Source organism: Luteococcus peritonei, from assembly GCF_039526385.1.
Classification (GTDB): domain Bacteria; phylum Actinomycetota; class Actinomycetes; order Propionibacteriales; family Propionibacteriaceae; genus Luteococcus; species Luteococcus peritonei.
This window is the reverse complement of sequence record NZ_BAAAIX010000020.1, coordinates 44,047-63,973: the sequence shown is the minus strand read 5'-3', so window position 1 is coordinate 63,973 and position 19,927 is coordinate 44,047. Positions and strand designations below refer to the sequence as shown.

Annotated in this window: 17 protein-coding genes; 4 read left to right on the top strand and 13 right to left on the bottom strand. The window is 69.2% G+C overall.

Annotation, left to right across the window (positions count from 1 at the left end; all coding sequences use genetic code 11):
- Positions 1 to 93 precede the first annotated feature (93 nt).
- From ABD073_RS09065 to ABD073_RS09055, 3 genes are all read right to left on the bottom strand, one after another.
- A complete protein-coding gene (locus ABD073_RS09065) occupies positions 94 to 774 on the bottom strand; it encodes a hypothetical protein (protein ID WP_343873842.1) in 681 nt (226 codons plus the stop codon).
- Between the two features lie 295 nt (positions 775 to 1,069).
- A complete protein-coding gene (locus tag ABD073_RS09060) occupies positions 1,070 to 1,894 on the bottom strand; it encodes a GNAT family N-acetyltransferase (protein WP_343873840.1) in 825 nt (274 codons plus the stop codon).
- Between the two features lie 74 nt (positions 1,895 to 1,968).
- On the bottom strand, positions 1,969 to 2,562 hold the full coding sequence (locus tag ABD073_RS09055) for a GNAT family N-acetyltransferase (protein ID WP_343873838.1): 594 nt from the start codon (positions 2,560 to 2,562) through the stop codon (positions 1,969 to 1,971).
- Positions 2,563 to 2,700: 138 nt separating this feature from the next.
- On the opposite strand from ABD073_RS09055, the gene ABD073_RS09050 reads away from it, so the two are divergent.
- Positions 2,701 to 2,895, top strand: coding sequence for a hypothetical protein (locus tag ABD073_RS09050; RefSeq protein WP_343873836.1), 195 nt, complete (start codon positions 2,701 to 2,703; stop codon positions 2,893 to 2,895).
- Positions 2,896 to 2,923: 28 nt separating this feature from the next.
- Here the strand turns inward: ABD073_RS09050 and ABD073_RS09045 are convergent, their stop codons facing one another.
- The 7 genes from ABD073_RS09045 to dnaB all read right to left on the bottom strand — a co-directional run bounded on the left by ABD073_RS09045 (position 2,924) and on the right by dnaB (position 9,464).
- Positions 2,924 to 3,628, bottom strand: coding sequence for an NADPH-dependent F420 reductase (locus tag ABD073_RS09045; RefSeq protein WP_343873833.1), 705 nt, complete (start codon positions 3,626 to 3,628; stop codon positions 2,924 to 2,926).
- A gap of 41 nt (positions 3,629 to 3,669) precedes the next feature.
- Entirely contained in the window at positions 3,670 to 4,992 is a 1,323-nt protein-coding gene (locus tag ABD073_RS09040; RefSeq protein ID WP_343873830.1) for an NtaA/DmoA family FMN-dependent monooxygenase, read from the bottom strand.
- Between the two features lie 120 nt (positions 4,993 to 5,112).
- Entirely contained in the window at positions 5,113 to 5,502 is a 390-nt protein-coding gene (locus tag ABD073_RS09035; protein ID WP_343873827.1) for a MerR family transcriptional regulator, read from the bottom strand.
- A 32-nt stretch (positions 5,503 to 5,534) separates the two neighbouring features.
- Positions 5,535 to 5,867: a class I SAM-dependent methyltransferase gene (locus tag ABD073_RS09030; RefSeq protein WP_343873825.1), complete on the bottom strand. Its 333-nt coding sequence runs from the start codon at positions 5,865 to 5,867 to the stop codon at positions 5,535 to 5,537.
- A 41-nt stretch (positions 5,868 to 5,908) separates the two neighbouring features.
- Positions 5,909 to 6,922, bottom strand: a complete 1,014-nt coding sequence (locus tag ABD073_RS09025) for an aldo/keto reductase (protein ID WP_343873823.1) — start codon at positions 6,920 to 6,922, stop codon at positions 5,909 to 5,911.
- A gap of 110 nt (positions 6,923 to 7,032) precedes the next feature.
- Complete coding sequence (locus ABD073_RS09020) at positions 7,033 to 7,977, bottom strand: NADP-dependent oxidoreductase (protein ID WP_343873821.1); 945 nt, start codon at positions 7,975 to 7,977, stop codon at positions 7,033 to 7,035.
- Between the two features lie 122 nt (positions 7,978 to 8,099).
- Positions 8,100 to 9,464: a replicative DNA helicase gene (gene dnaB, locus ABD073_RS09015; protein ID WP_343873818.1), complete on the bottom strand. Its 1,365-nt coding sequence runs from the start codon at positions 9,462 to 9,464 to the stop codon at positions 8,100 to 8,102.
- 495 nt (positions 9,465 to 9,959) lie between these two features.
- Between dnaB and ABD073_RS09010 the strand changes: the two genes are divergently transcribed.
- The 3 genes from ABD073_RS09010 (at position 9,960) to ABD073_RS09000 (ending at position 12,820) form a co-directional block, all read left to right on the top strand.
- Entirely contained in the window at positions 9,960 to 10,253 is a 294-nt protein-coding gene (locus tag ABD073_RS09010; RefSeq protein ID WP_343873817.1) for a metal-sensitive transcriptional regulator, read from the top strand.
- 41 nt (positions 10,254 to 10,294) lie between these two features.
- Positions 10,295 to 10,504 (top strand): heavy-metal-associated domain-containing protein, encoded by a 210-nt coding sequence (locus ABD073_RS09005; protein WP_343873815.1) that lies wholly within the window; start codon positions 10,295 to 10,297, stop codon positions 10,502 to 10,504.
- An 87-nt stretch (positions 10,505 to 10,591) separates the two neighbouring features.
- Positions 10,592 to 12,820, top strand: coding sequence for a heavy metal translocating P-type ATPase (locus tag ABD073_RS09000; RefSeq protein ID WP_343873813.1), 2,229 nt, complete (start codon positions 10,592 to 10,594; stop codon positions 12,818 to 12,820).
- A gap of 535 nt (positions 12,821 to 13,355) precedes the next feature.
- Here ABD073_RS09000 and ABD073_RS08995 read toward each other — a convergent pair.
- From ABD073_RS08995 to ABD073_RS08985, 3 genes are read right to left on the bottom strand one after another with little or no spacing between them, the layout of a single operon-like run.
- The gene (locus ABD073_RS08995) at positions 13,356 to 14,534 is read right to left on the bottom strand and encodes a dihydroorotate dehydrogenase-like protein (RefSeq protein WP_343873812.1); all 1,179 of its coding nucleotides are present in this window, start codon (positions 14,532 to 14,534) and stop codon (positions 13,356 to 13,358) included.
- 3 nt (positions 14,535 to 14,537) lie between these two features.
- Entirely contained in the window at positions 14,538 to 18,275 is a 3,738-nt protein-coding gene (gene nifJ / locus ABD073_RS08990) for a pyruvate:ferredoxin (flavodoxin) oxidoreductase (protein ID WP_343873811.1), read from the bottom strand.
- Positions 18,275 to 19,918, bottom strand: coding sequence for an NAD(P)-binding protein (locus ABD073_RS08985; protein ID WP_343873809.1), 1,644 nt, complete (start codon positions 19,916 to 19,918; stop codon positions 18,275 to 18,277). Before ABD073_RS08985 ends, nifJ begins: the two co-directional genes overlap by 1 nt.
- Positions 19,919 to 19,927 lie beyond the last annotated feature (9 nt).

The following is a 19,927-nucleotide window of genomic DNA, read 5'->3' as shown; positions in this document are numbered from 1 at the left end:
TACCGCACCCCAGCTGAAACACTCCAAGACATCATCGGTGTTGCACTGACCCCCTGAAGCCACCGGCCGAAACGGGAATCGGCGTCGCGGATTTCAGGGTTGGACTGTCGCCCCACTTGTCTCGGTGGGGCACGGCTCGAGCCGAAGCAGCTCCATGGGGGTGAGATCGCCAGCGGTCACGTGCGGGATCGTCGCGAGGACGGCGGGGTAGTGGGCGCCAGACGCGTGCCCGTCCAGCTCGATCGGCTCCGCGGGGACGCTGCGTAGCATGGCGGCCATCGCGGTTGCGACATGGAGCCGGGCTGCAGGGTCATCGGTGTGCAGTGCATCCACCAGGCCCATCAGGGCCCCGCCCACGCGGAAGACGCAGGCCGCGGCGATTGGACGCCCGTCCATCTCGACCACACGGGTCAGGTTGGCGTCCACGTTCTTCTCGACAAAGTGGCCAAGCTTGCTGCGCAGCAGGTCGAGGTCCGCGACGAGCCCGAAGTGCTGGTGCGAAGAGACGTAGCACTGCACCCACAGGTCCACCAGGGCTGTCATGGAGTAATCGCTGGCCGCCCGTGACGGCTCAGCATGCTGGTCGATCCACCGTCGCACCTCGGGATGCGCGGGATCGATCCGGGCGGCCGGGATCCGCTCGAAGACCGTGGCCCCGGCTGCCAGCGCCAAGGCATGGGCGGCGGTCCCCGGGATCGAGCGCATCAGTGCTGCACGGGGAGCCAGGGCGGCGACGGCATGCAGCAGCTCGACCGATGCCGCGTCGTCGAGCACCGCGAACTACAGGTAGTCCAGCTCTGGATGCAGGGTGTTGCGGGCGCGCAGCGCCACAGCCAGCAGGCGGCCGTCGACCTCCTCGACCAGCACTCGAAGCTCGTGGGACGGGTCGTCGGGGCGGAGCCAGACAACTGCCTCGTGGTGGTCAGCTTCAGTGGCGGGTCGATCGTCATGCCCACGATCGTCCGCCGGTCAGACGCCTCTGGCAAGCAGGTTCGATCGCCGCCGGAAGCGTCGCTGGACGATGGTCCAGTCTCGATAGGATGGAGGTGTCGCCGAGATGCAGCGGTGCCTACGGCCAGCCTGACTCCACCGGCGGGCGATAGACCGACACGTTCGACGGGGCAGGAGTGAAACCCACGCTGCGATAGAGCCGGCCCGCAGGGTTGGTCAGCTCGGTGACGATCACGAACTCCTGGGCACCCTGGTCGGCGGCCCACCGCGCGGCCTGCCCCAGCAGGTAGCCGGCCAGTCCCTGGCGTCGCTGCTCCGGGGCGGTCACCACCGACTGGTAGCGCGCCAGGCGCCGATCCTGACCCAGCACCGCGACGCCGAGCGAGGCGACCAGGGCGCCGTCGGGGGTGAAGCTCCCGAACCATGCCAGGTCTCCTTGTGCGACGAGCCGCTGCCGGGCGCGTGAGAGGTCATGGGCGAAGCGCAGATAGGAATCGCTCACCGAGCCCACGTCGGCGGCCCGCTCTCGTAGGTCCACCTCGATGAGCTGGGCCCAGTCGTCGCCGGCCAGCGGTCGGCTGCGGTAGCCCTGGGGCGCCGGCCGGGACTGCGGCAGGCCTCGCAGTGCGAGCACGTCGTCCTGCTCCGGCTCCAGGCCCAGCTCCTGCCACCGGCCCTCGCGCGGCGCGCGAGGCAGTCCGATCGTCAGCCACCCAGCGTCCGGGAACTCGGCAGCGAACCGTGCCAGCCAGGCGTCCGAGTCCTCGACGTCGCCCGTCGTCACCTGGATGAAGTTGCCCCAGTGGTACTCGGCTTGCTCGGGGGAGCGCACCACGATCCACCCGTCGCGCGGCTCCAGGCGCGCACCCTCCAGCCGCAGGATCTCCAGATCGGTGCGGGTGCCGGGCGGCAGGCTGGTGAGGTCGACGGGTGGCATCTCCATGCGCCGACGGTAGCGGAGCCCCGCCCCGTCTCTGCTGGCCATTGGGCTGGTGTTCTGCGCACCGTCGCCGGGGCTCAGGAGCGCCTCACGCGGGTGTAGACGTACATGTCCTGCGGCTCGTCGCCGACACGTTGCCAGGAGCGGAGCAGGCCCTCGCGCACGAACCCACAGGCCTCTGCCGCGCGCCAGGAGCCCTCGTTCCACGGTTCCACGTACAGCTCCAGCCGCTCGACCTCCGGCAGCGACATCGCCCATTCGGACAGCAACGCCAAGGCCGCCCGCACCCGGCCCTGCCGACGAAACTGCGGCGCCACCCAGTAACCCGTGCTGGCGCGCCCCTGATCGATGTTCGCGAGCCACAGGCTGATCTGCCCGATCGCCTCGTCGCTGGCGACATCGGCGATCACGAAGGAGTAGCCGGTCCCCTCGGTGAGGCGGCGCTGCTGGCGTTCGATGAAGGCCAGCGCATCGTCGTGGGTTCCGCTGGTGGGGACGGTGGTGATGAGCGGGATCAGGGGATCGTCGGCCACCGACTGCACCAGGTCGGCGTCGCGGTCCTCGAAGGCGCGCAGCGTGACGTGGCCGTCCTCCAGTCTCGGCATCAGCTCAGGCAGCATGCGCACCATCACAGCGAACGCCGGGTGCCGTGCCCACGCGACGCGCTGCACCAGCTGGACTGCATCTGCGCGTCCCTCCTGGACGAACGGGTAGAGCCTTGCACCCGCTGGCGCATGGGAGGCCCCAAGCCATCACCTGCGGCGCATACTGAAATCCAGCAGCCGTCGGCTGCGCGGACGGAGGTCGTCATGCGGTGTGCGAAGTGCCGCAGGTCCATTCTGGGCAAGAGCTATGCCAGCCCCATCGGTGAGCGGGTCTGCCGCTCCTGCCATGACAAGCTCACCGGCTTCATTCTCGGTGGGGCGGTGGGCGGTGCCGGTGGTGCGGCTGCCGGCCCGAAGCTGATGAAGTCGTTGCGCAATCCGCTGGGCTGGGGCAAGTAGCCACCGCCCATCCCCAGTGCAGCCGCGCTCAGAAGGCGCGGGCTGCGACATCCACCCGGACCGCTTCGGCCAGAGCCTGGCGGAGCGTGTCGGCGTCCACCGGGTGCGGCTCGGAGGCGAGCAGATCGGTCCAGCCGGGGCGTGCGTAGAGCGGGGTGTAGGCCACCGTCTCGGGCTCGAAGCGCCAGGCCTCGGACATGGGGCCGACGTCGACCGGGTCGAAGCCGAGCGCATCCACCAACGCGGCCACCTGTTCGCGGGCCCGCTGTTCGTCGCCGGCCACCGGCAGTGCCGAGCGGTCGGCCGCCCCACGGGGACGGGCGAGCGGGACGATGTGGTGGGCGAGGATGTTGGAGAAGCTCTTGGCCACATGGGCTTCGGGCAGGAAGGACTGCACGTGGGCGCCCGTCGTCTCCGCGCCGGAGTCGAGGCGTTCGATCCGTCCGTCGCGGTAGGGGTAGTAGTTGCTGGTGTCGAGCACCGTGCGCCCCGCCAGCAGCGTGGCGTCGATCGTGGGCACCGCGGTCAACGGGACGCTCAGCACCGTGACATCCCCGACGCCGGCGGCCTCGTCCAGCTGGACCGCCCGCGCACGCGATCCCAGGCGAGCCACCTGGTCGGTGAGTGTGTGCGGCCCGCGCGAGTTCGCGATGGCCACGTCGATGCCGGCGCGCGTGGCCAGTTCCGCGATGGCCGTGCCGATGCTTCCGGCGCCGATGATTCCGAGCTCCATGTCCTGCTCCTGTCCTGGTCGGATTGTGTGATGGGTGGCGCTCAGCGAAGGCGCTCGTCGAGGCCGTACTGGCGGGGGACGCCCAGGTGCTCGCGCAGCGTCGTGCCGCGATAGGCCTCCTCCACCAGGCCGCGCTCCAGCAGCAGGGGGCGCAGCTGGTCGGCGACGATGTCGAGGTCGCGCTCGTGGACGTCGACGCTGAGCCAGAAGCCGTCGGCGGCCCCGGCCTCGAACCACTCCTGCAGGTGATCGGCGGTGACCGAGACGGGTCCCACCGTCGTCGGGTGGTAGTCGATCACCCCGTGCGCGAGCACCTCGCGCAGGGTCCACCCCTCGCGGGCGACGGCCAGCGCGTGCTCGGAGCGCGGGTCGCCGGGGCTGGGCCGTGCGGCGTCGAGCTCCTTGCTGGACAGCGGTCGGTCGAGGTCGTCCAGTCCGAGTCGCAGGCCCAGCATCTGGCCAAGGTAGGGCACCCGCGTGGGCAGCACGTCGCGGCCCAGCTCCAGGCGCCGGTCGACGGCGTCGCGGACGGAGTCACCGAAGGCCGGCATGACGCCCGCGAAGAACTTGATCTCGTCAGGGTCGCGGCCGTTGCGTTCGGCGGCCTCGCGCAGGGCGGTGCGCTGGGCGATGGCGTCGTCGATGGTGAAGGTCGCCCCGATGACGCCGTTGGCGTAGCGGCCGGCCACCTCACGCCCGTTGTCACCGCCGCCGGCCTGGAAGATGACCGGCTGGCCCTGGTCCGACGGCGGGATCGGCAGCGGGCCGCGTGAGGCGACGTGGCGCCCCTGCAGGTTGACCGGCTGCACCTTCGCGGCGTCGGCATAGCGACCGCTGGACTGGTCACCGATGAAGGCGTCCTCGCCCCAGCTGCCCCACAGCCCCTGGACCACCTGCACCACCTCGTGCAGCCGCTCGTACTTCTCGGCGCGCGGCAGCGGACTGGTGCCGAAGTTCGCTGCGCCGATGGGGTCTGCCGTCGGCACGACATTCCAGCCCATCCGGCCGTGGCTCATCAGGTCCAGCGTCTTGAACATGCGCGCCAGGTTGTACGGCTCGCTGAAGGTGGTGGAGGCGGTGGTGGCCATGCCGATCCGCTCGGTGCCACGGGCGACGGCCGCGAGCGTGAGGAGCGGCTCGGGGGTGTACATCACGGGCTGGCCGGCGATGTCGACGTCCATGCCCAGGGCGTCGGGCAGGAACAGGAAGTCGAACAGCGCCCGCTCGGCATTCCGGGCGTGGCGCACCATCGTTTCGTAGTCACCGAAGCTGCGCGGGTCGACGCCGGGGTGGCGCCAGGCGTGCGGCTGGGAACCGAAGCCGTTCCCGAAGGTCAGGGCGAGGAGCATCGGCGACTGGCTCATGGGCAGGCGCGCCTTTCATGTCGAGGAGGTCGTGTGGGGACGGGTGACGTCCACAGGACCATCCTGAAACATTCACACCCGTGTGAATGTCAAGTCTGGCGCCGTCGGGCGTGCAGCGGATCAGGCGGAACGGGCCAGGTCGGGTGAGGGCGCGCGGTCCATCGCCTCGACATAGCGGGTGAGCGCTTTGTGGTTCTGCTGCAGCACGTGGATGCGCTGGGCGATGGCCTCGCGCTCGCGCACCAGAACCTCGCGCAGTCGCGGATCGGCGTCGGCGACGACGATCTCCTGGCTCTGGTCCAGGCAGGGCAGCATGTCCGCGATGATCCGGGTGGGGATGCCGGCCTCCAGCAGGCCACGGATCTTCATGACCCGCTCTACCAGGTAGTCGCCGTAGTCGCGGTAGCCATTGGGCAGCCGCTCGGGGCTGATCAGCCCCTGCTCCTCGTAGTAGCGCAGCATGCGCGGCGCCACCTCGGTGCGCCTGGCCAGTTCGCCGATCCGCATCATGTCCCTCCAACCTTCACATGCATGGTAGCCATTCACCCCGGTGGTCGGTCGGGTGACTTCCGGGCCTTGGCTCTCAGGCGCGGTTGAGCAGCCGCTCGGCGTGGTGTTCCCGGCTCAAGCCCATGGGTGAGCAGGTCGGCATGAACCCAGTCGATCGGGCGATCGGCCCACCGCTCTCGGGCGCGGCCAAGCACTCCCTTGTCGGCGTCCAGTGCCACCACGCGGCAGCCCTTGTCAGCCAGGCGGGCCGCGAGGAACCCGTCGCCGCACCCGACGTGGAGGACGAGGTCTCCAGGCGCTGCAAGGTCGGCCAGGAGACGGTCGTAGTGGATGTTGATGTTCCACAGCGGGGTCTCGTCGCTCATGGGGTGAACCGTGCGCCTCAGGCTGTCGCTGCCAGTTCCGCCTAGCGGCGCTTGGTGACGCTGCCGGCCAGCTCCTTGTCACCGGGGCGCGGCACCAGACCGACGAGCTCGTGGGCCACATAGGGCTCCTCGAGCAGGGCCAGGTCGTCCTCGCTGAGCTGCAGGTCCAGGGCGCGGACGGCCTCGTCCACCCGCGAGGGCTTGGAGCAGCCGACGATCGGCGCCTCGACGCCGCGGGCCCAGTGCCAGGCCAGCGCCACGTCGGCCATCGCGACATCGTGGGACTTGGCGACCTGCGCCACCCGCTCGACCACGGGCATGTCCATCTCGCGGCCGCGGTCGTACTTCTGGCGCATCGTGTCGTCGGTGGTGGCGCGCACGGTGTCGGCCTCCCAGGTGGGACGGGTGAGGTGTCCGGAGGCCAGCGGGCTGTACGGGGTCAGCGCCATGCCGTACTGCCGCGCCACCGGGATCAGCTCGCGCTCGTCCTCGCGGTAGAGCAGGTTGTAGTGGTTCTGCAGGCTTGCGAATCGGGTCCAGCCGTGCTCGTCGGCGATCGCCTGCAGGTTGTGCAGCTGGTAGCCGTATATGGCCGACGCGCCCAGCGCACGCACCCGGCCGTCGGCGACGAGGCCGTGGAGGGCCTCCATCGTCTCCTCCATCGGCGTCTCGTAGTCGAAGCGATGGATGATGTAGAGGTCGAGGTATTCGGTGCCGAGCCGCTCCAGCGTCCCGGTGATCTCGCGCTGGATCGCCTCCTTCGACAGGTGTCCCTCGTTGAAGTAGACCTTGGAGGCCAGCACGACGTCCTCGCGCGGCACGTCGAGGCGACGCAGGGACTCGCCGATGAACTCCTCGCTGGTGCCGCGGGCATAGGTGTTCGCGGTGTCGATGAAGTTCACGCCGAGCTCGAGCGCTCGGGCGATGACCGCCTGGGTGCCCTCCTGGTCGATGACCCACTGGTGGAAGTCGGGGAAGACCTTGCCGAAGCTCATTCCGCCGATGCACAGGCGGGGGATCGTGATGTCGGTCTGGCCGAGCGTGACGGTGTCCATGACTGCTCCTCGATGTCGCGTGCTCCTCACGCTACGCCAGGGCGCCGGTCGTGCACAGGCATCCCAGCCGGGCGTGGAAGCCGCCCACACGAAGGCCGGTCCGGTCGCCGTCAGGGACGCTCCTGCGCGACGGCCGGACGGGTGGAGACCAGCACCTTGCCGCGGGTGCCACCGTCGAGGACCTGCTGGACGGCGTCGAGGGTCTCGCTGAAGGGCAGCACCCGGTCGACGACGGGCTTGAGGACGCCCTGGTCCACGAGGCCGACCAGGGTGGTGAGCGCCTCGCCGTCCGGCTCGATGAACAGGAAACGGTAGGTGACGCCGAGCCGTCGGGCACGGCGACGGAGCCGGGCGCTGAGTGCGGTGAGGGCGAGCTTCACGGGCAGGGGAGCGCCGGCCTGGTCGGCCATGGCCGGGTCGGGGGTGCCGGCGATGCCGACGACGAGCCCGCCGGGACGGAGCACCTCGAGCGAGCGGGTCGTGGTCTGGCCGCCCTGGGTGTCCAGGACGAGGTCGACCGGGTTGCCGGCGAGCCGCTCGACGAAGTCCTCGGTGCGGTAGTCGATCACCTCATCGGCCCCCAGCTCGCGGACCAGATCGGCATTGCGTCCCGAGACGGTGGTGACGACGACCGCTCCCAGGTGCTTGGCGAGCTGGATCGTGATCGATCCGACGCCGCCAGAGCCGCCATGGATGAGCACCCGCTGGCCGGGCTTCACCTGACCCAGGGTGACCAGCGCCTGCCAGGCGGTGAGTCCTACGACGGGCAGTGCGGCAGCCTCCACCAGCGGGACCGTCCGGGGAGCGTGGGCGAGGGCGGTCTCGTCGATGACGGCATACTCCGCGAAGGCGCCCATCCGGACCACGCCGGTGTAGGCGATCACCTCGTCGCCGATGGCGAAGCCGGTGACCCCCTCGCCAACGGCCGTGACCTCACCGGACAGCTCGCCGCCGGCCACGGCGGGCAGGCTCGGCTTGAACAGGAGCTTGAACTCGCCCGTGCGGCTGCGCTCGTCGGCGTGGTTGACGCCTGCGGCGGTCATCCTGACGAGCACCTGGCCGGCCCGCAAGGGCTACAGCATCTTTCTTAGAAACTTCATATTCAGAATATTGGGGCTCGTGTTCAGTCTTCGCTGCATCTCGACATCTTCGCTGCATCTCGACACCGCCGCCCACCTCAGTGCTGCATGTCGACAAAGCGGCTGTAGTGGCCCTGGAAGGCGGTGACGATGGTGTCGGTGCGTCCGTTTCGGTGCTTGGCCACGATCAGGTCGGCCTCGCCGGCGCGGGAGGACTCCTTGTCGTAGACGTCGTCGCGGTGGAGCAAGATCACCATGTCGGCGTCCTGCTCCAGAGACCCGGACTCACGAAGATCAGAAAGCATCGGCTTCTTGTCGGTGCGCTGCTCCGGGCCACGGTTCAGCTGGGAGAGCGCGATCACCGGGATCTCCAGCTCCTTGGCCAGCAGCTTGATCTGGCGGGAGAATTCCGAGACCTCCAGCTGGCGGCTCTCCACCTTCTTGCCGGAGCTCATCAGCTGCATGTAGTCGATGATCACCAGCTTGAGGTCGTGGCGCTGCTTCAGCCGTCGGGCCTTGGCCCGGATCTCCATCATGGTCAGGTTCGGCGAGTCGTCGATGAAGAAGGGGGCCTCGCTCACCTGCGGCGTCTTGCGCACCACGCGGCTCCAGTCCTCCTCGGTCATCTTGCCGCCGCGGATGTGGTTCAGCGGCACCTGGGCCTCGGCCGAGAGCAGACGCATCACGATCTCGGTCTGGCTCATCTCGAGGGAGAAGAAGGCGGTGGTCAGCTTGTGGTGGATGGCCGCCGCACGCGCGAAGTCCAGCGCCAGCGTCGACTTTCCGACGGCGGGACGCGCGGCGATGATGATCATCTGCCCCGAGTGCAGGCCATTGGTCAGGTCGTCCAACTCGGAGAAGCCGGTCGGCACACCGGACATCTGGTCGCCACGGTTGGCGATCGACTCGATCTCGTCGATGGCCGGCTCGATCAGCATCGACAACGGCTTGTAGTCGTCGCTGGTCTTGCCCTCGCTCACCTCGTAGATGGCCTGCTGGGCGGCATCGACGATGTCGGTCACGTCACCCTGGCCCTGGTAGCCCATCTGCGCGATCTTGATCGACGCCTCCACCAGCCGGCGCAGCACCGCCTTGTCGCGCACGATCTCGGCGTAGTAGCCGGCATTCGCCGCGATCGAGACGCTCGCCAGCAGATCGGCCAGGTAGACGTGCCCGCCCACCTTCGAGATGTCACCACGCTTGCCCAGCTCGTCGGCCACCGTCACCGGGTCGGCGGGCTCGCCGCGGCCGTAGAGGTCCAGGATCGCGTCGTAGATGAGCTCGTGCGCGGGACGGTAGAAGTCGCGCCCCTTGAGCACCTCCACCACGTCGGCGATGGCGTCCTTGCTCATCAGCATGGCGCCCAGCACGCTCTGCTCCGCAGCCAGGTCCTGCGGGGGAGTGCGGTCGATCCCGCCACCACCCTGCTCGCGGGGGGCGTCCCCGTACGGTGCCTCACCCATCACAGCCTCCTGGCCTGTCGTGCTCGGCCCCGGATGGCCCGGGACAACGGGTCCAACGACCCGCGAGCGACAGTTCTCGCCTGCCCAAGATAGCCACCGACCCGAGCGTGGACAAACCTTGGGACGGAAGTTTTCCACAGGCCATGTGGACAACCGGTGGATGAGTGTGGAACACGCCGAGGGCCGGCTGTGGAGAACGCCGGGTGAACTGTGGGCGACACGCCATGTGTCGCGTCATAAGTGCATCTGGCAAGGGGTGATGAACTTGATGGCGGAACTTTGGAAACCTGTCCGTTCGGATGTGAACATCTTGCCCCGCCGGGCTGCGCCGGTTTGACAGCCATGCGGGAGAAGGTGCTATGGGAGTTGTCAACAGCTGCTGTCCACAGGCAGCTGTGGAACGAAGATCAGCCCGGTCAGCACGATCAACAGCCTCACGACAAGGGGTAGTACCCCGGACTTGAATCCATACCCAAGGGGGGTACTGTAGAGCGCATGGAGCACGCGAGTCATGCCTACATCGGCAACAAGGACGCCTACCTGAACCGCCTCAAGCGGATCGAGGGGCAGGCGCGCGGGCTGCAGAAGATGGTCGACGAGGAGAAGTACTGCATCGACATCCTCACGCAGATCTCGGCCATGACCAGTGCCCTCGAGTCGGTGGCCCTGGGGCTGCTCGACGAGCACCTCAACCACTGCGTCCTGCACGCCGCCCAGCAGGGCGGTCCCGAGGGCGAGGCCAAGATCAAGGAGGCCAGCCAGGCGATCGCCCGGCTGGTCAAGAGCTGATCCCACCGCATCACCACACCACGATCAACCGAGGAGTTCCCATGATCACCAACTACACCGTCACCGGCATGACCTGCGGCCACTGCGTCAACCACGTCACCGAGGAGGTCAGCGCCCTCGACGGCGTCCAGGCCGTCGACGTGCAGCTCGAGGGCGGCACCATGGCCGTCACCTCCGACGCCGAGATCGACTTCGACAAGATCACCGAGGCCGTCGCCGAGGCCGGCGACTACACCGTCGCCAAGGCCTGATCCTTCCCCGTGCCCTCCGCGTCGGCGTTGCCGTCGTGGACGGGCCGACCGGGCAGACGCCCACCCCCACCGTGAAAGGCACCTGAGTTGAGCACCACCACCGAGCAGCCCACGCGAGACCTGCGCCAGTCCGTCGAGCTCGACCTGCAGGGCATGACCTGCGCCTCCTGTGCCGCTCGCATCGAGAAGAAGCTCAACAAGGTCGACGGGGTGCAGGCCAGCGTCAACTACGCCACCGAGAAGGCGCACGTCCTGGCCGGCCCGCAGATCACCACCGAGCAACTGATCGAGACCGTGGAGAAGGCCGGCTACGGCGCCAGCATCCCGGTGCCCGATGCCCCGCCGGTGGACCACGCCAAGGACCTGAAGCTGCGCATGATCCGCTCCTTCGTCTGGTCCATCCCGGTGGTGCTGATGGCCATGGTCCCGGCCCTCCAGGTGCCGGGCTGGCAGTGGTTCAGCCTGATCCTGGCCACCCCGGTGGTCTTCTGGGCCGGCTGGCCCTTCCACAAGTCCACCCTGGTGAACCTGCGCCATGGCGCCACCACCATGGACACGCTGGTGAGCATCGGCACCAATGCCGCCTACTGGTACAGCGTCTATTCGCTCTTCTTCTCCTATGCCGGCTACATGGGCTACAAGCACGGCTTCGAGCTGCACCTGGGTCACGGTTCCCCGGCGGGCAACATCTACTTCGAGGCCGCGGTGGCCATCATCAGCTTCCTGCTGCTGGGGCGCTGGATCGAGGCCCGCAGCCGCCAGGAGGCCGGCGCCGCGCTGCGCTCCCTGCTGGAGATGGGGGCCAAGGAGGTCACCATCCTGCGCGACGGGCGCGAGGAACTGCTGCCGATCAGCCAGCTCATGGTGGGCGACAGCTTCGTGGTGCGCCCCGGCGAGAAGGTGGCCACCGACGGCGTGGTCCTGGAGGGCTCCAGCTCGGTGGACAACGCCCTGGTCACCGGCGAGTCCGTGCCCGTCGACGTGACGGTGGGCGACGAGGTGATCGGCGCCACCATGAACACCGACGGCCGCCTGGTGGTGCGCGCCACCGCCATCGGCTCCGACACCCAGCTCTCCCAGATCAGCCGCTTGGTGGAGGCCGCGCAGACCGGCAAGGCCCAGGCCCAGCGCCTGGCTGACCGGATCTCGTCGATCTTCGTGCCGATCGTGCTCGGCATCGCCGCGCTCACCTTCGTCGGCTGGACCATCTACGGCGCCGGCTTCGCCTTCTCCTTCATGGCCATGGTCAGCGTGCTGATCATCGCCTGCCCGTGCGCCCTCGGCCTGGCCACCCCCACGGCGCTGCTGGCCGGAACCGGACGCGGTGCCCAGCTGGGCATCGTGATCCGTGGCCCGCAGACCCTGGAGAGCGCCCAGCGGCTCAAGACCGTGATCATGGACAAGACCGGCACCATCACGTCGGGCGAGATGTCCGCGGCCGAGGTCGTCACCGTTCCCGGCGTCGAGGCCGACGAGCTGCTGCAGGTGGCCGGTGCCCTGGAGCAGCCCTCCGAGCACCCCATCGCCCGCGCCATCACCGCCCACGCCGGCTCCACGCTCACGGCCGAGGGCTTCACCAACCTGCCCGGACGGGGCGTGCGCGCCGAGGTGGCCGGCCGCAAGGCACTGGCCGGCAACCTGGCGCTGCTGCGCGAGAACGGCATCGAGGTGCCCGAGCAGCTGCAGCGGGCCGTCGACGACGGTGCCTCCCTGGGCCGCACCGTCATCCTGGTGGCCTGGGACGGACAGGCCCGAGGGGCCGTCGCGGTGGCCGACACCGTCAAGCCCACCAGCGCCCGCGCGATCGCCGAGTTCAAGAAGCTGGGCATGCGCACCGTCATGCTCACCGGCGACAACGAGCGCGCCGCCCGCGCCATCGCCCGGGACCTGGACATCGACGAGGTCCATGCCGACGTCCTGCCCGCCGACAAGGTGGAGGTGGTGCGCCGGGCGCAGCAGGGCCAGGAGCAGGTGGCCATGGTGGGTGACGGCGTGAACGATGCGGCGGCGCTCACCCAGGCGGACCTGGGCATCGCGATGGGCTCGGGCACCGACGCGGCGATCGCCGCCAGCGACGTGACCCTGATGCGCCCCGACCTGATGCTCGCCGTGGACGCGATCCGACTCAGCCGACGCACCCTGTCCACCATCAAGAGCAACCTGTTCTGGGCCTTCTTCTACAACGTGATCTCCATCCCGGTGGCCGCGGCCGGTTACCTGAACCCGATGTTCGCCGGTGCCGCCATGGCCTTCAGCTCGGTCTTCGTGGTGCTCAACTCGCTGCGCCTGCGGGCCTTCCGCCCGCTGCCCCGCTGAGAGCAGGCCTGCGAGGAGTCGTGGGCCACGCGGTCGGGAGAACGCTCAGCCGGGGTGAGCGTTCAGTGAAAGGTCACCGACCCTCACCCGGGTGCCCGCCTGAGCGCGGGCCATGGCGTGTCGGGTGTCACCCCGAGTCACCCGAACAATCACCCTGGCCGGCTCCACGCCGGGCTGGACGGGTGACATGATGGCTCTATGGGTCAGCGCAGCTTCTGCGCGGGCCCTGCGAGGCCTCGATATTGCTCGGGGGAGTGGCGAGTCCTCGCTGGTGGACGGGCCGGTTACCGCCCCAGGGCGCAGGTGGCCGGCTCCCACCATGTCTGGGGCGGTGCAGGCCACAGGACATGAGGCTCAAGACACCCCGGAATCCCAAGCACCATTCACTTTCGGGCAGAATTGCTCCAGTGCTGGAAACCGAAATGTCATCCGGGCGACCGGCTTCACAGCCGCCCCGCCACGTGCTACGCGCTTCCGACGTGACGAACCCCCGGCCCAGTTCACAGCGGCCGGGGGCTCGTCGTGGAGACACAGGTCAGCGACCGTAGGCGGCCTTCGCGCGCTCCAGAGCGGCCACGTAGCCGGCGCGCTCGTAGGCATCGGCCTGGGCATCGGTGGGCATCGCCAGCATTCCGCGCGCCTGGTCCAGGGTGAGCTCCTTGCGCTCCAGCCAGGTGGCCAGGCCGTCGCCGAGCTGCGCGGCATAGGCCGCCCCGTGGCGCACCAGGGCCGAGGTGCTCATCACCACGTCGGCACCGGCCAGGATGTACTTCACGACGTGCTCCGCGGTCTGCACGCCCGTCGTCGCGGCCAACGAGGCCTGCACCCGGCCCCGCAGCGCAGCGATCCAGGTGCGCGGCAGACGGCTCTCGAAGTCCGTGCTCAGCTCCAGGCCCGGTTCCACCACCACCTTCTCGATGTCGATGTCCGGCTGCACGAAGCGGTTGAAGAGCACCAGGCCGTCGGCGCCGGCCTCGCTCAGCCGCACCGCCATCTGGCCCACCGAGCTGAAGAAGGGCGAGAGCTTGACCGCCACAGGGATGTCCACCGCCTGCTTCACGCCGGCCAGGATCTCCAGGTGGCGCTCCTCCACCACGGGACCGGGCGTCGTCACGTCGCCGGGCACCATGTAGATGTTCAGCTCGACGGCCGCCGCCCCGGCGTCCTGCATCCGTCGCGCCACCTGTACCCAGCCACCGTGGGTGGCGCCGTTGACCGAGGCGATCAGCGGCACCTCCAGCCGCGAGGCGCCCTGCTCCAGCAGTTCCAGGTAGCGGGTGGTGATCCCGCCGGTATTGGTGGGCCGGGTGGGGAAGTAGCTCATCGCCTCCGCGAAGCTCTCCTCGTGCGCCTCGGTGATCGCGGCTGCCCGGGCCTCTTCATGGCGCAGCTGCTCCTCGAAGAGCGAGTACATCACCACGGCACCGACGCCGGCCTCCTGCAGCCGAAGCATCCCGTCCACGCTCTGCGAGATGGGGCCCGCCGAGGCCACGACGGGGGAGCGCAGCGCCAGGCCCAGGTAGCGGGTGGACAGGTCCAGGGTGCGCCGCACCGTTGGCTCCTGCCCCTGCGGCGACGAACCCTCGGTGCGCAACTCATCCGGCGGCACGATCCCGCCCGGCTTGAGCTGGTCGGTGGCATTGGAGCCGGTGGCCGCCTTGCGGGCGGCCGACTCCATGGCGGCCCGCAGGGCCTCGTTCATCTCGACGGCCATGGCTCAGTCCTCCTTGCGGGCGTCGGCGGCGAAGGCCTCGGCCGGTTGGGTGGCCAACTTCTCGTAGTCCAGCCAGCGTCGCATCACCTGGTCCTGCGCCAGTTCCAGCAGGCGCTGCGACTCCTCGGGGTCGGCATTGGCCAGCATCTTGTAGCGCAGCTCGGCCGAGTGGTACTCCTTCAGCGTGATCCGAGGGCGCGGCGAGTCCAGCAGGAAGGGGTTGCCACCGGCATTGCGCACCACCGGGTTGTAGCGGATCAGCGGCCAGTGGCCGGAGTTCACGGCCTTGTACTGCTGCTCCAGACCCTTGCGGATGTCGATGCCATGGGCGATGCAGTGGCTGTAGGCGATGATCAGGCTCGGGCCGTCATAGGCCTCCGCCTCCCGGAAGGCCTTCAGCGTCTGCTGCGGGTCGGCACCCATCGCCACCCGTGCCACGTAGACATTGCCGTAGGCGATGGCCTGCATGGCCATGTCCTTCTTGTTGGTCATCTTGCCGCCGGAGGCGAACTTGGCCACCGCGCCCAGCGGGGTGGACTTCGAGCTCTGGCCGCCCGTGTTGGAGTAGACCTCGGTGTCCAGCACCAGCACGTTCACATTGCGCCCGGAGGCCAGCACGTGGTCCACGCCGGCCGAGCCGATGTCATAGGCCCAGCCGTCGCCGCCCACGATCCACACCGAGCGACGCAGCAGGTGGTCGGAGACGCTGAGCAGGTCCGCCACCTGCGGGCCCTCCAGGGCGCCCAACCTCTCGCGCAGCCGCTGCACCCGCTCCGCCTGACGGGTCAGGTCGCTCTCCAGCACCTGGTCTGCGCCCAGCAGACCGTCCACCAGCTCGTCGTCGCCGATCTGCTCGCGCATCTGCTCCAGCCGGGTGCGCGCCAGGTCGGCGTGCAGGTCCGCGGCCAGCCGCAGGCCCAGGCCGAACTCGGCATTGTCCTCGAACAGCGAGTTCGACCAGGCCGGTCCGCGTCCCTTGGCATTCTTGGCCCACGGGGTGGTGGGCAGGTTGCCGCCGTAGATCGACGAGCAGCCGGTGGCATTGGCCACGGTGGCGCGGTCGCCGAAGAGCTGGGTGAGCAGCTTCAGGTAGGGCGTCTCGCCGCAGCCGGAGCAGGCGCCCGAGAACTCGAAGAGCGGCTCCAGGAACTGGGTGCCGCGCACCGTGCCGAAGTCGACGCGGGAGCGGTCGTTGACCGGCAGCGTCTCGAAGAAGTCGACATTCTGCTTCTCCTCGGTGCGCTCCAGCACCGGCTCTAGGTTGATCGCCTTGCGGTTCGGCATGCCGATCGGGTGCACCGGGCAGGCCTCGACGCACAGGCCGCACCCGGTGCAGTCCTCCGCGTAGACCTGCAGCGTGTAGCGGGTGTCCGGCAGGCCGGCCGCATCCAGCTCGACGCTCTGGAAGCCGTCGGGTGCGCCCTCCAGCTCGCCGGGGCTGTAGTACTTGGCGCGCAGCACCGAGTGCGGGCAGACGAAGGAGCAGTTGCCGCACTGGATGCAGGCCTCGGGATCCCAGACCGCGATGATGTCGGAGATGTTGCGCTTCTCGTACCGGGTGGTGCCCGAGGGGTAGGAGCCGTCCACGGGCAGGGCCGAGACCGGCAGGTCGTCGCCCAGGTCGGCCAGCATCGGGGCGGTCACCTGGCGCACGAAGCGCGGGGCGTCGGCCGGCACCGGGGCCAGCAGCTCGTGGCTGCTGGTGGTGGCCTCGGGAACCTCCACCTGGTGCAGGTGGGCCACGGCAGCGTCGACGGCCAGGTGGTTCTTGGCCACGATCTCCATCGACTTGCGGGCATAGGTCTTGGTGATCGCCTTCTTGATCTTCTCGATCGCCAGGTCGCGCGGCATCACGCCGCTGATCGCGAAGAAGCAGGTCTGCAGCACGGTGTTGGTGCGTCCGCCCAGGCCCGCCTCGCGCGCCACGGAGTTGGCGTCGATCACGTGCACCTGGATCCCAAGGTCAATGATCTTGGTCTGCATGGAGCGGGGCAGCCGGTCGAAGACCTCCTCGGCCGGGTAGGGCGAGTTGATCAGCAGGGTGGTGCCGCGTCGCGCGAACTTCAGCACGTCCACCCGCTCCAGGATCGACCAGTGGTGGCAGCCGATGAAGCCCGCCTTGCTCACCAGGTAGGGCGCCCGGATCGGGTTGGGCCCGAAGCGCAGGTGGCTGACCGTGCGCGAGCCGGACTTCTTGGAGTCGTAGACGAAGTAGCCCTGGGCGAAGGTCTCCGGATCCGAGCCCAGGATCTTGATGGTGTTCTTGTTGGCGCCCACCGTGCCGTCCGAGCCCAGGCCGTAGAAGACGGCGCGCAGGGTGGCGCTGTCCTCGATGTCCAGCTCCGCGTCGTAGGGGATCGACAGGTGGGTGACGTCGTCGTTGATGCCGACGGTGAAGCGGGGGCGGGGCTTGTCACGGCCCAGCTCGTCGAAGATGCCGGCCACCATGCCCGGCGTGAACTCCTTGCTGGACAGGCCGTAGCGGCCACCGATCACCAGCGGCATCTCGCTGCGACGGCCATTGGCCACCGCCTCGCCCAGCGCGGTGACCACGTCGAGGAACATCGGCTCGCCACCGGCGCCCGGCTCCTTGGTGCGGTCCAGCACCGCGATCCGGCGAACGGACGTGGGGATGGCGGCCAGCAGCTCCTCGGTGGGCAGCGGGCGGTACAGGCGCACCTGCACCATGCCCAGGCGACGGCCCTGCGCATTGAGGTAGTCGATGGTGGAGCGCACCGTCTCCGCACCCGAGCCCATCACCACCACCACCTGCTCGGCCTGCGGGTCACCGTGGTACTCCACCAGCTTGTACTGGCGCCCGGTGAGCGAGGCGAAGCGGTCCATCACCTTCTGGGTCACCGCCGGGGTCCAGGCGTAGAAGGAGTTGGCGGTCTCGCGGCTCTGGAAGTAGGTGTCCGGGTTCTGCGCGGTGCCGCGGATGAAGGGGTTCTCCGGGCTGAGCGCACGACGCCGGTGCTCCTGCACCAGGGTCTCGGGCACCATGGCGCGCAGCACCTCGTCGCTCAGCCGCTCCAGGGTGTTCAGCTCGTGGCTGGTGCGGAAGCCGTCGAAGAAGTGCACGAAGGGGATGCGGGTGTGCATGGTGGCCACCTGCGAGATCAGCGCCATGTCGTGCGCCTCCTGCACGCTGGCCGAGCTCAGCAGGGCCACGCCGGTCTGGCGCACCGCCATCACGTCCTGGTGGTCGCCGAAGATGCTCAACCCCTGCGTGGCCAGGCTGCGGGCCGCCACGTGGAAGACCGTCGAGGTGAGCTCACCGGCGATCTTGTACATGTTGGGGATCATCAGCAGCAGGCCCTGGGAGGCGGTGAAGGTGGTGCACATGGCACCGCCCTGCAGCGCACCGTGCATGGCGCCGGCGGCACCGCCCTCGGACTGCATCTCGATCACGGTGGGCACCTGGCCGTAGATGTTGGTGCGCCCGTGGCTGGCCCACTCGTCGGCCAGCTCGGCCATGGTGGAGCTGGGGGTGATCGGGTAGATCGAGCACAGCTCGTTGAGCCGGTAGGCCACGTCGACGGCGGCCTCGTTGCCGTCGACGATCAGCCGCTCGCCGGGCTCGATCGGCGGGCCGTCGTGGCCACCGGGCTCGGCCAGGATGCCGTGGGACATCTCCGGGATCGGCGGGGCCAGGGTGGCGCCGTCCTCCATCCGCTTCGTGGTGGTGGAGTCAGCCGCGTGCCACTGGTTGACGGGTTCGGTGGGGAGCACGGGGTTCATCAGATCTCCGGAATCATCTCGATGGCGTGGACGGGGCACTGGTCGTAGCAGCTGGCGCAGCCGGTGCACTTCTCGTAGTCGAAGCGGTAGCGGTGCCCCTTGCCGAGCTTGATGATGGCGTCCTCGGGGCAGGCACCCAGACAGCCGTCGCACTCGAAGCAGTTGCCGCAGCTCAGACAGCGACGCGCCTCGAAGTGGGCCTGCTCGGGATCGAGCCCGCCCACCACCTCGTCGAAGGCCAGCCGCTGCTCGGGGGTGAGCTCGGGCTGCACCCGCCGCGAGTGGTCGCCGAAGTACCACAGGTTCAGGTCGTCGAAGCCGACGACGGGGTGCTTGACCTGGCTCTCGGCCTGGAAGCGGTTCAGCCAGGCGTCGATCTGCTTGGCGGCCTTCTTGCCGTGCCCCACGCCCACCGTCACGGTGCGCTCGGAGGGCACCGCGTCGCCCCCGGCGAAGATGCCGGGCACGTCGGTCATCAGCGTGGTGGTGTCCACCTTCACCACATCACCGTCGAAGCTCATTCCGGGGATCGCCTGCAGGAATCGCGTGTCGGCGTCCTGGCCGATGGCCAGGATCACGGTGTCGGCCTCCAGCTTCTCGAACTGGCCGGTGCCGCGGGCCCGGCCGTTCTCGTCGAGCTCCATGATCTCGACGGTGAGGTCCTGCTCGTCCATGGAGGAGATGGTGCGCAGCCAGTTCATCTTCACGCCCTCGCGCTCGGCCTCCTCGGCCTCGAACTCGTGGGCGGGCATCTGGTCCTTGGTGCGGCGGTAGACGATCACCGACTCCTCGGCGCCCAGCCGGCGGGCCACGCGGGCGGCGTCCATGGCGGTGTTGCCGGCGCCGTAGACGGCCACCTTGCGGCCCAGCACCGGTCGCTCGCCGCTGGCCACCTCGCGCAGGAAGCTGACCGCGTCCACCATCCGGCTGGCGTCCTGGTTGGGGATGTCCACCCGCTTGGACAGGTGGGCGCCCACCGCGACGAAGACCGCGTCGAAGCTGCCCTCCTTCTGCTCGGCCAGCAGGTCGGTGACGGTGTGGTTGGTGGTGATCTTCACGCCCATGTCCACCAGGCGGCCGATCTCGGCGTCCAGCACGGTGCGCGGCAGGCGGTACTCGGGGATGCCGTAGCGCATCATGCCGCCGGGCTGCTCGGCCGAGTCACGGATCTCCACCTCGTGGCCCAGCCGGGTGAGGTGGTAGGCGGCGCTCAGGCCCGACGGGCCGCCGCCGATCACCAGCACCCGGAAGCCGGTGCGCTGGCGCGGACGGTCGAACTTCCATCCCTTCTCCACCGCGGTGTCGCCCAGGAAGCGCTCCACCGAGTGGATCGAGACGGCGCCGTCCAGCTCCACCCGGTTGCAGACCGTCTCGCACGGGTGGTAGCAGACCCGGCCGTGGATGGCGGGGAAGGGGTTGTCCCGGGTGAGCTGGCGCCAGGCCGACTCCTCCTGGCCGTGCTTGATCAGCCGCAGCCACTCCTGGATGTTCTCGCCGGCGGGGCAGCCAGCATTGCAGGGCGGCAGCAGGTCGACGTAGATCGGCATCCTGGTGCGCACCGGTCCCACCCGCGAGGTGCCGGTGGCGAGGTCCGGCAGCTGGGTGATGTCACGGGCCGTGGGCCCGTTCACGTCCTGGGTCATTGGAACTTC

Excerpts from the sequence above, each read along its gene's own strand:
- ABD073_RS09060 (WP_343873840.1), bottom strand. The coding sequence starts at position 1,894 with ATGGAGATGCCACCCGTCGACCTCACCAGCCTGCCGCCCGGCACCCGC.
- ABD073_RS09050 (WP_343873836.1), top strand. The coding sequence starts at position 2,701 with ATGCGGTGTGCGAAGTGCCGCAGGTCCATTCTGGGCAAGAGCTATGCC.
- ABD073_RS09045 (WP_343873833.1), bottom strand. The coding sequence starts at position 3,628 with ATGGAGCTCGGAATCATCGGCGCCGGAAGCATCGGCACGGCCATCGCG.
- ABD073_RS09040 (WP_343873830.1), bottom strand. The coding sequence starts at position 4,992 with ATGAGCCAGTCGCCGATGCTCCTCGCCCTGACCTTCGGGAACGGCTTC.
- ABD073_RS09035 (WP_343873827.1), bottom strand. The coding sequence starts at position 5,502 with ATGATGCGGATCGGCGAACTGGCCAGGCGCACCGAGGTGGCGCCGCGC.
- ABD073_RS09030 (WP_343873825.1), bottom strand. The coding sequence starts at position 5,867 with ATGAGCGACGAGACCCCGCTGTGGAACATCAACATCCACTACGACCGT.
- ABD073_RS09025 (WP_343873823.1), bottom strand. The coding sequence starts at position 6,922 with ATGGACACCGTCACGCTCGGCCAGACCGACATCACGATCCCCCGCCTG.
- dnaB (WP_343873818.1), bottom strand. The coding sequence starts at position 9,464 with ATGGGTGAGGCACCGTACGGGGACGCCCCCCGCGAGCAGGGTGGTGGC.
- ABD073_RS09010 (WP_343873817.1), top strand. The coding sequence starts at position 9,960 with ATGGAGCACGCGAGTCATGCCTACATCGGCAACAAGGACGCCTACCTG.
- ABD073_RS09005 (WP_343873815.1), top strand. The coding sequence starts at position 10,295 with ATGATCACCAACTACACCGTCACCGGCATGACCTGCGGCCACTGCGTC.
- ABD073_RS08995 (WP_343873812.1), bottom strand. The coding sequence starts at position 14,534 with ATGGCCGTCGAGATGAACGAGGCCCTGCGGGCCGCCATGGAGTCGGCC.
- nifJ (WP_343873811.1), bottom strand. The coding sequence starts at position 18,275 with ATGAACCCCGTGCTCCCCACCGAACCCGTCAACCAGTGGCACGCGGCT.
- ABD073_RS08985 (WP_343873809.1), bottom strand. The coding sequence starts at position 19,918 with ATGACCCAGGACGTGAACGGGCCCACGGCCCGTGACATCACCCAGCTG.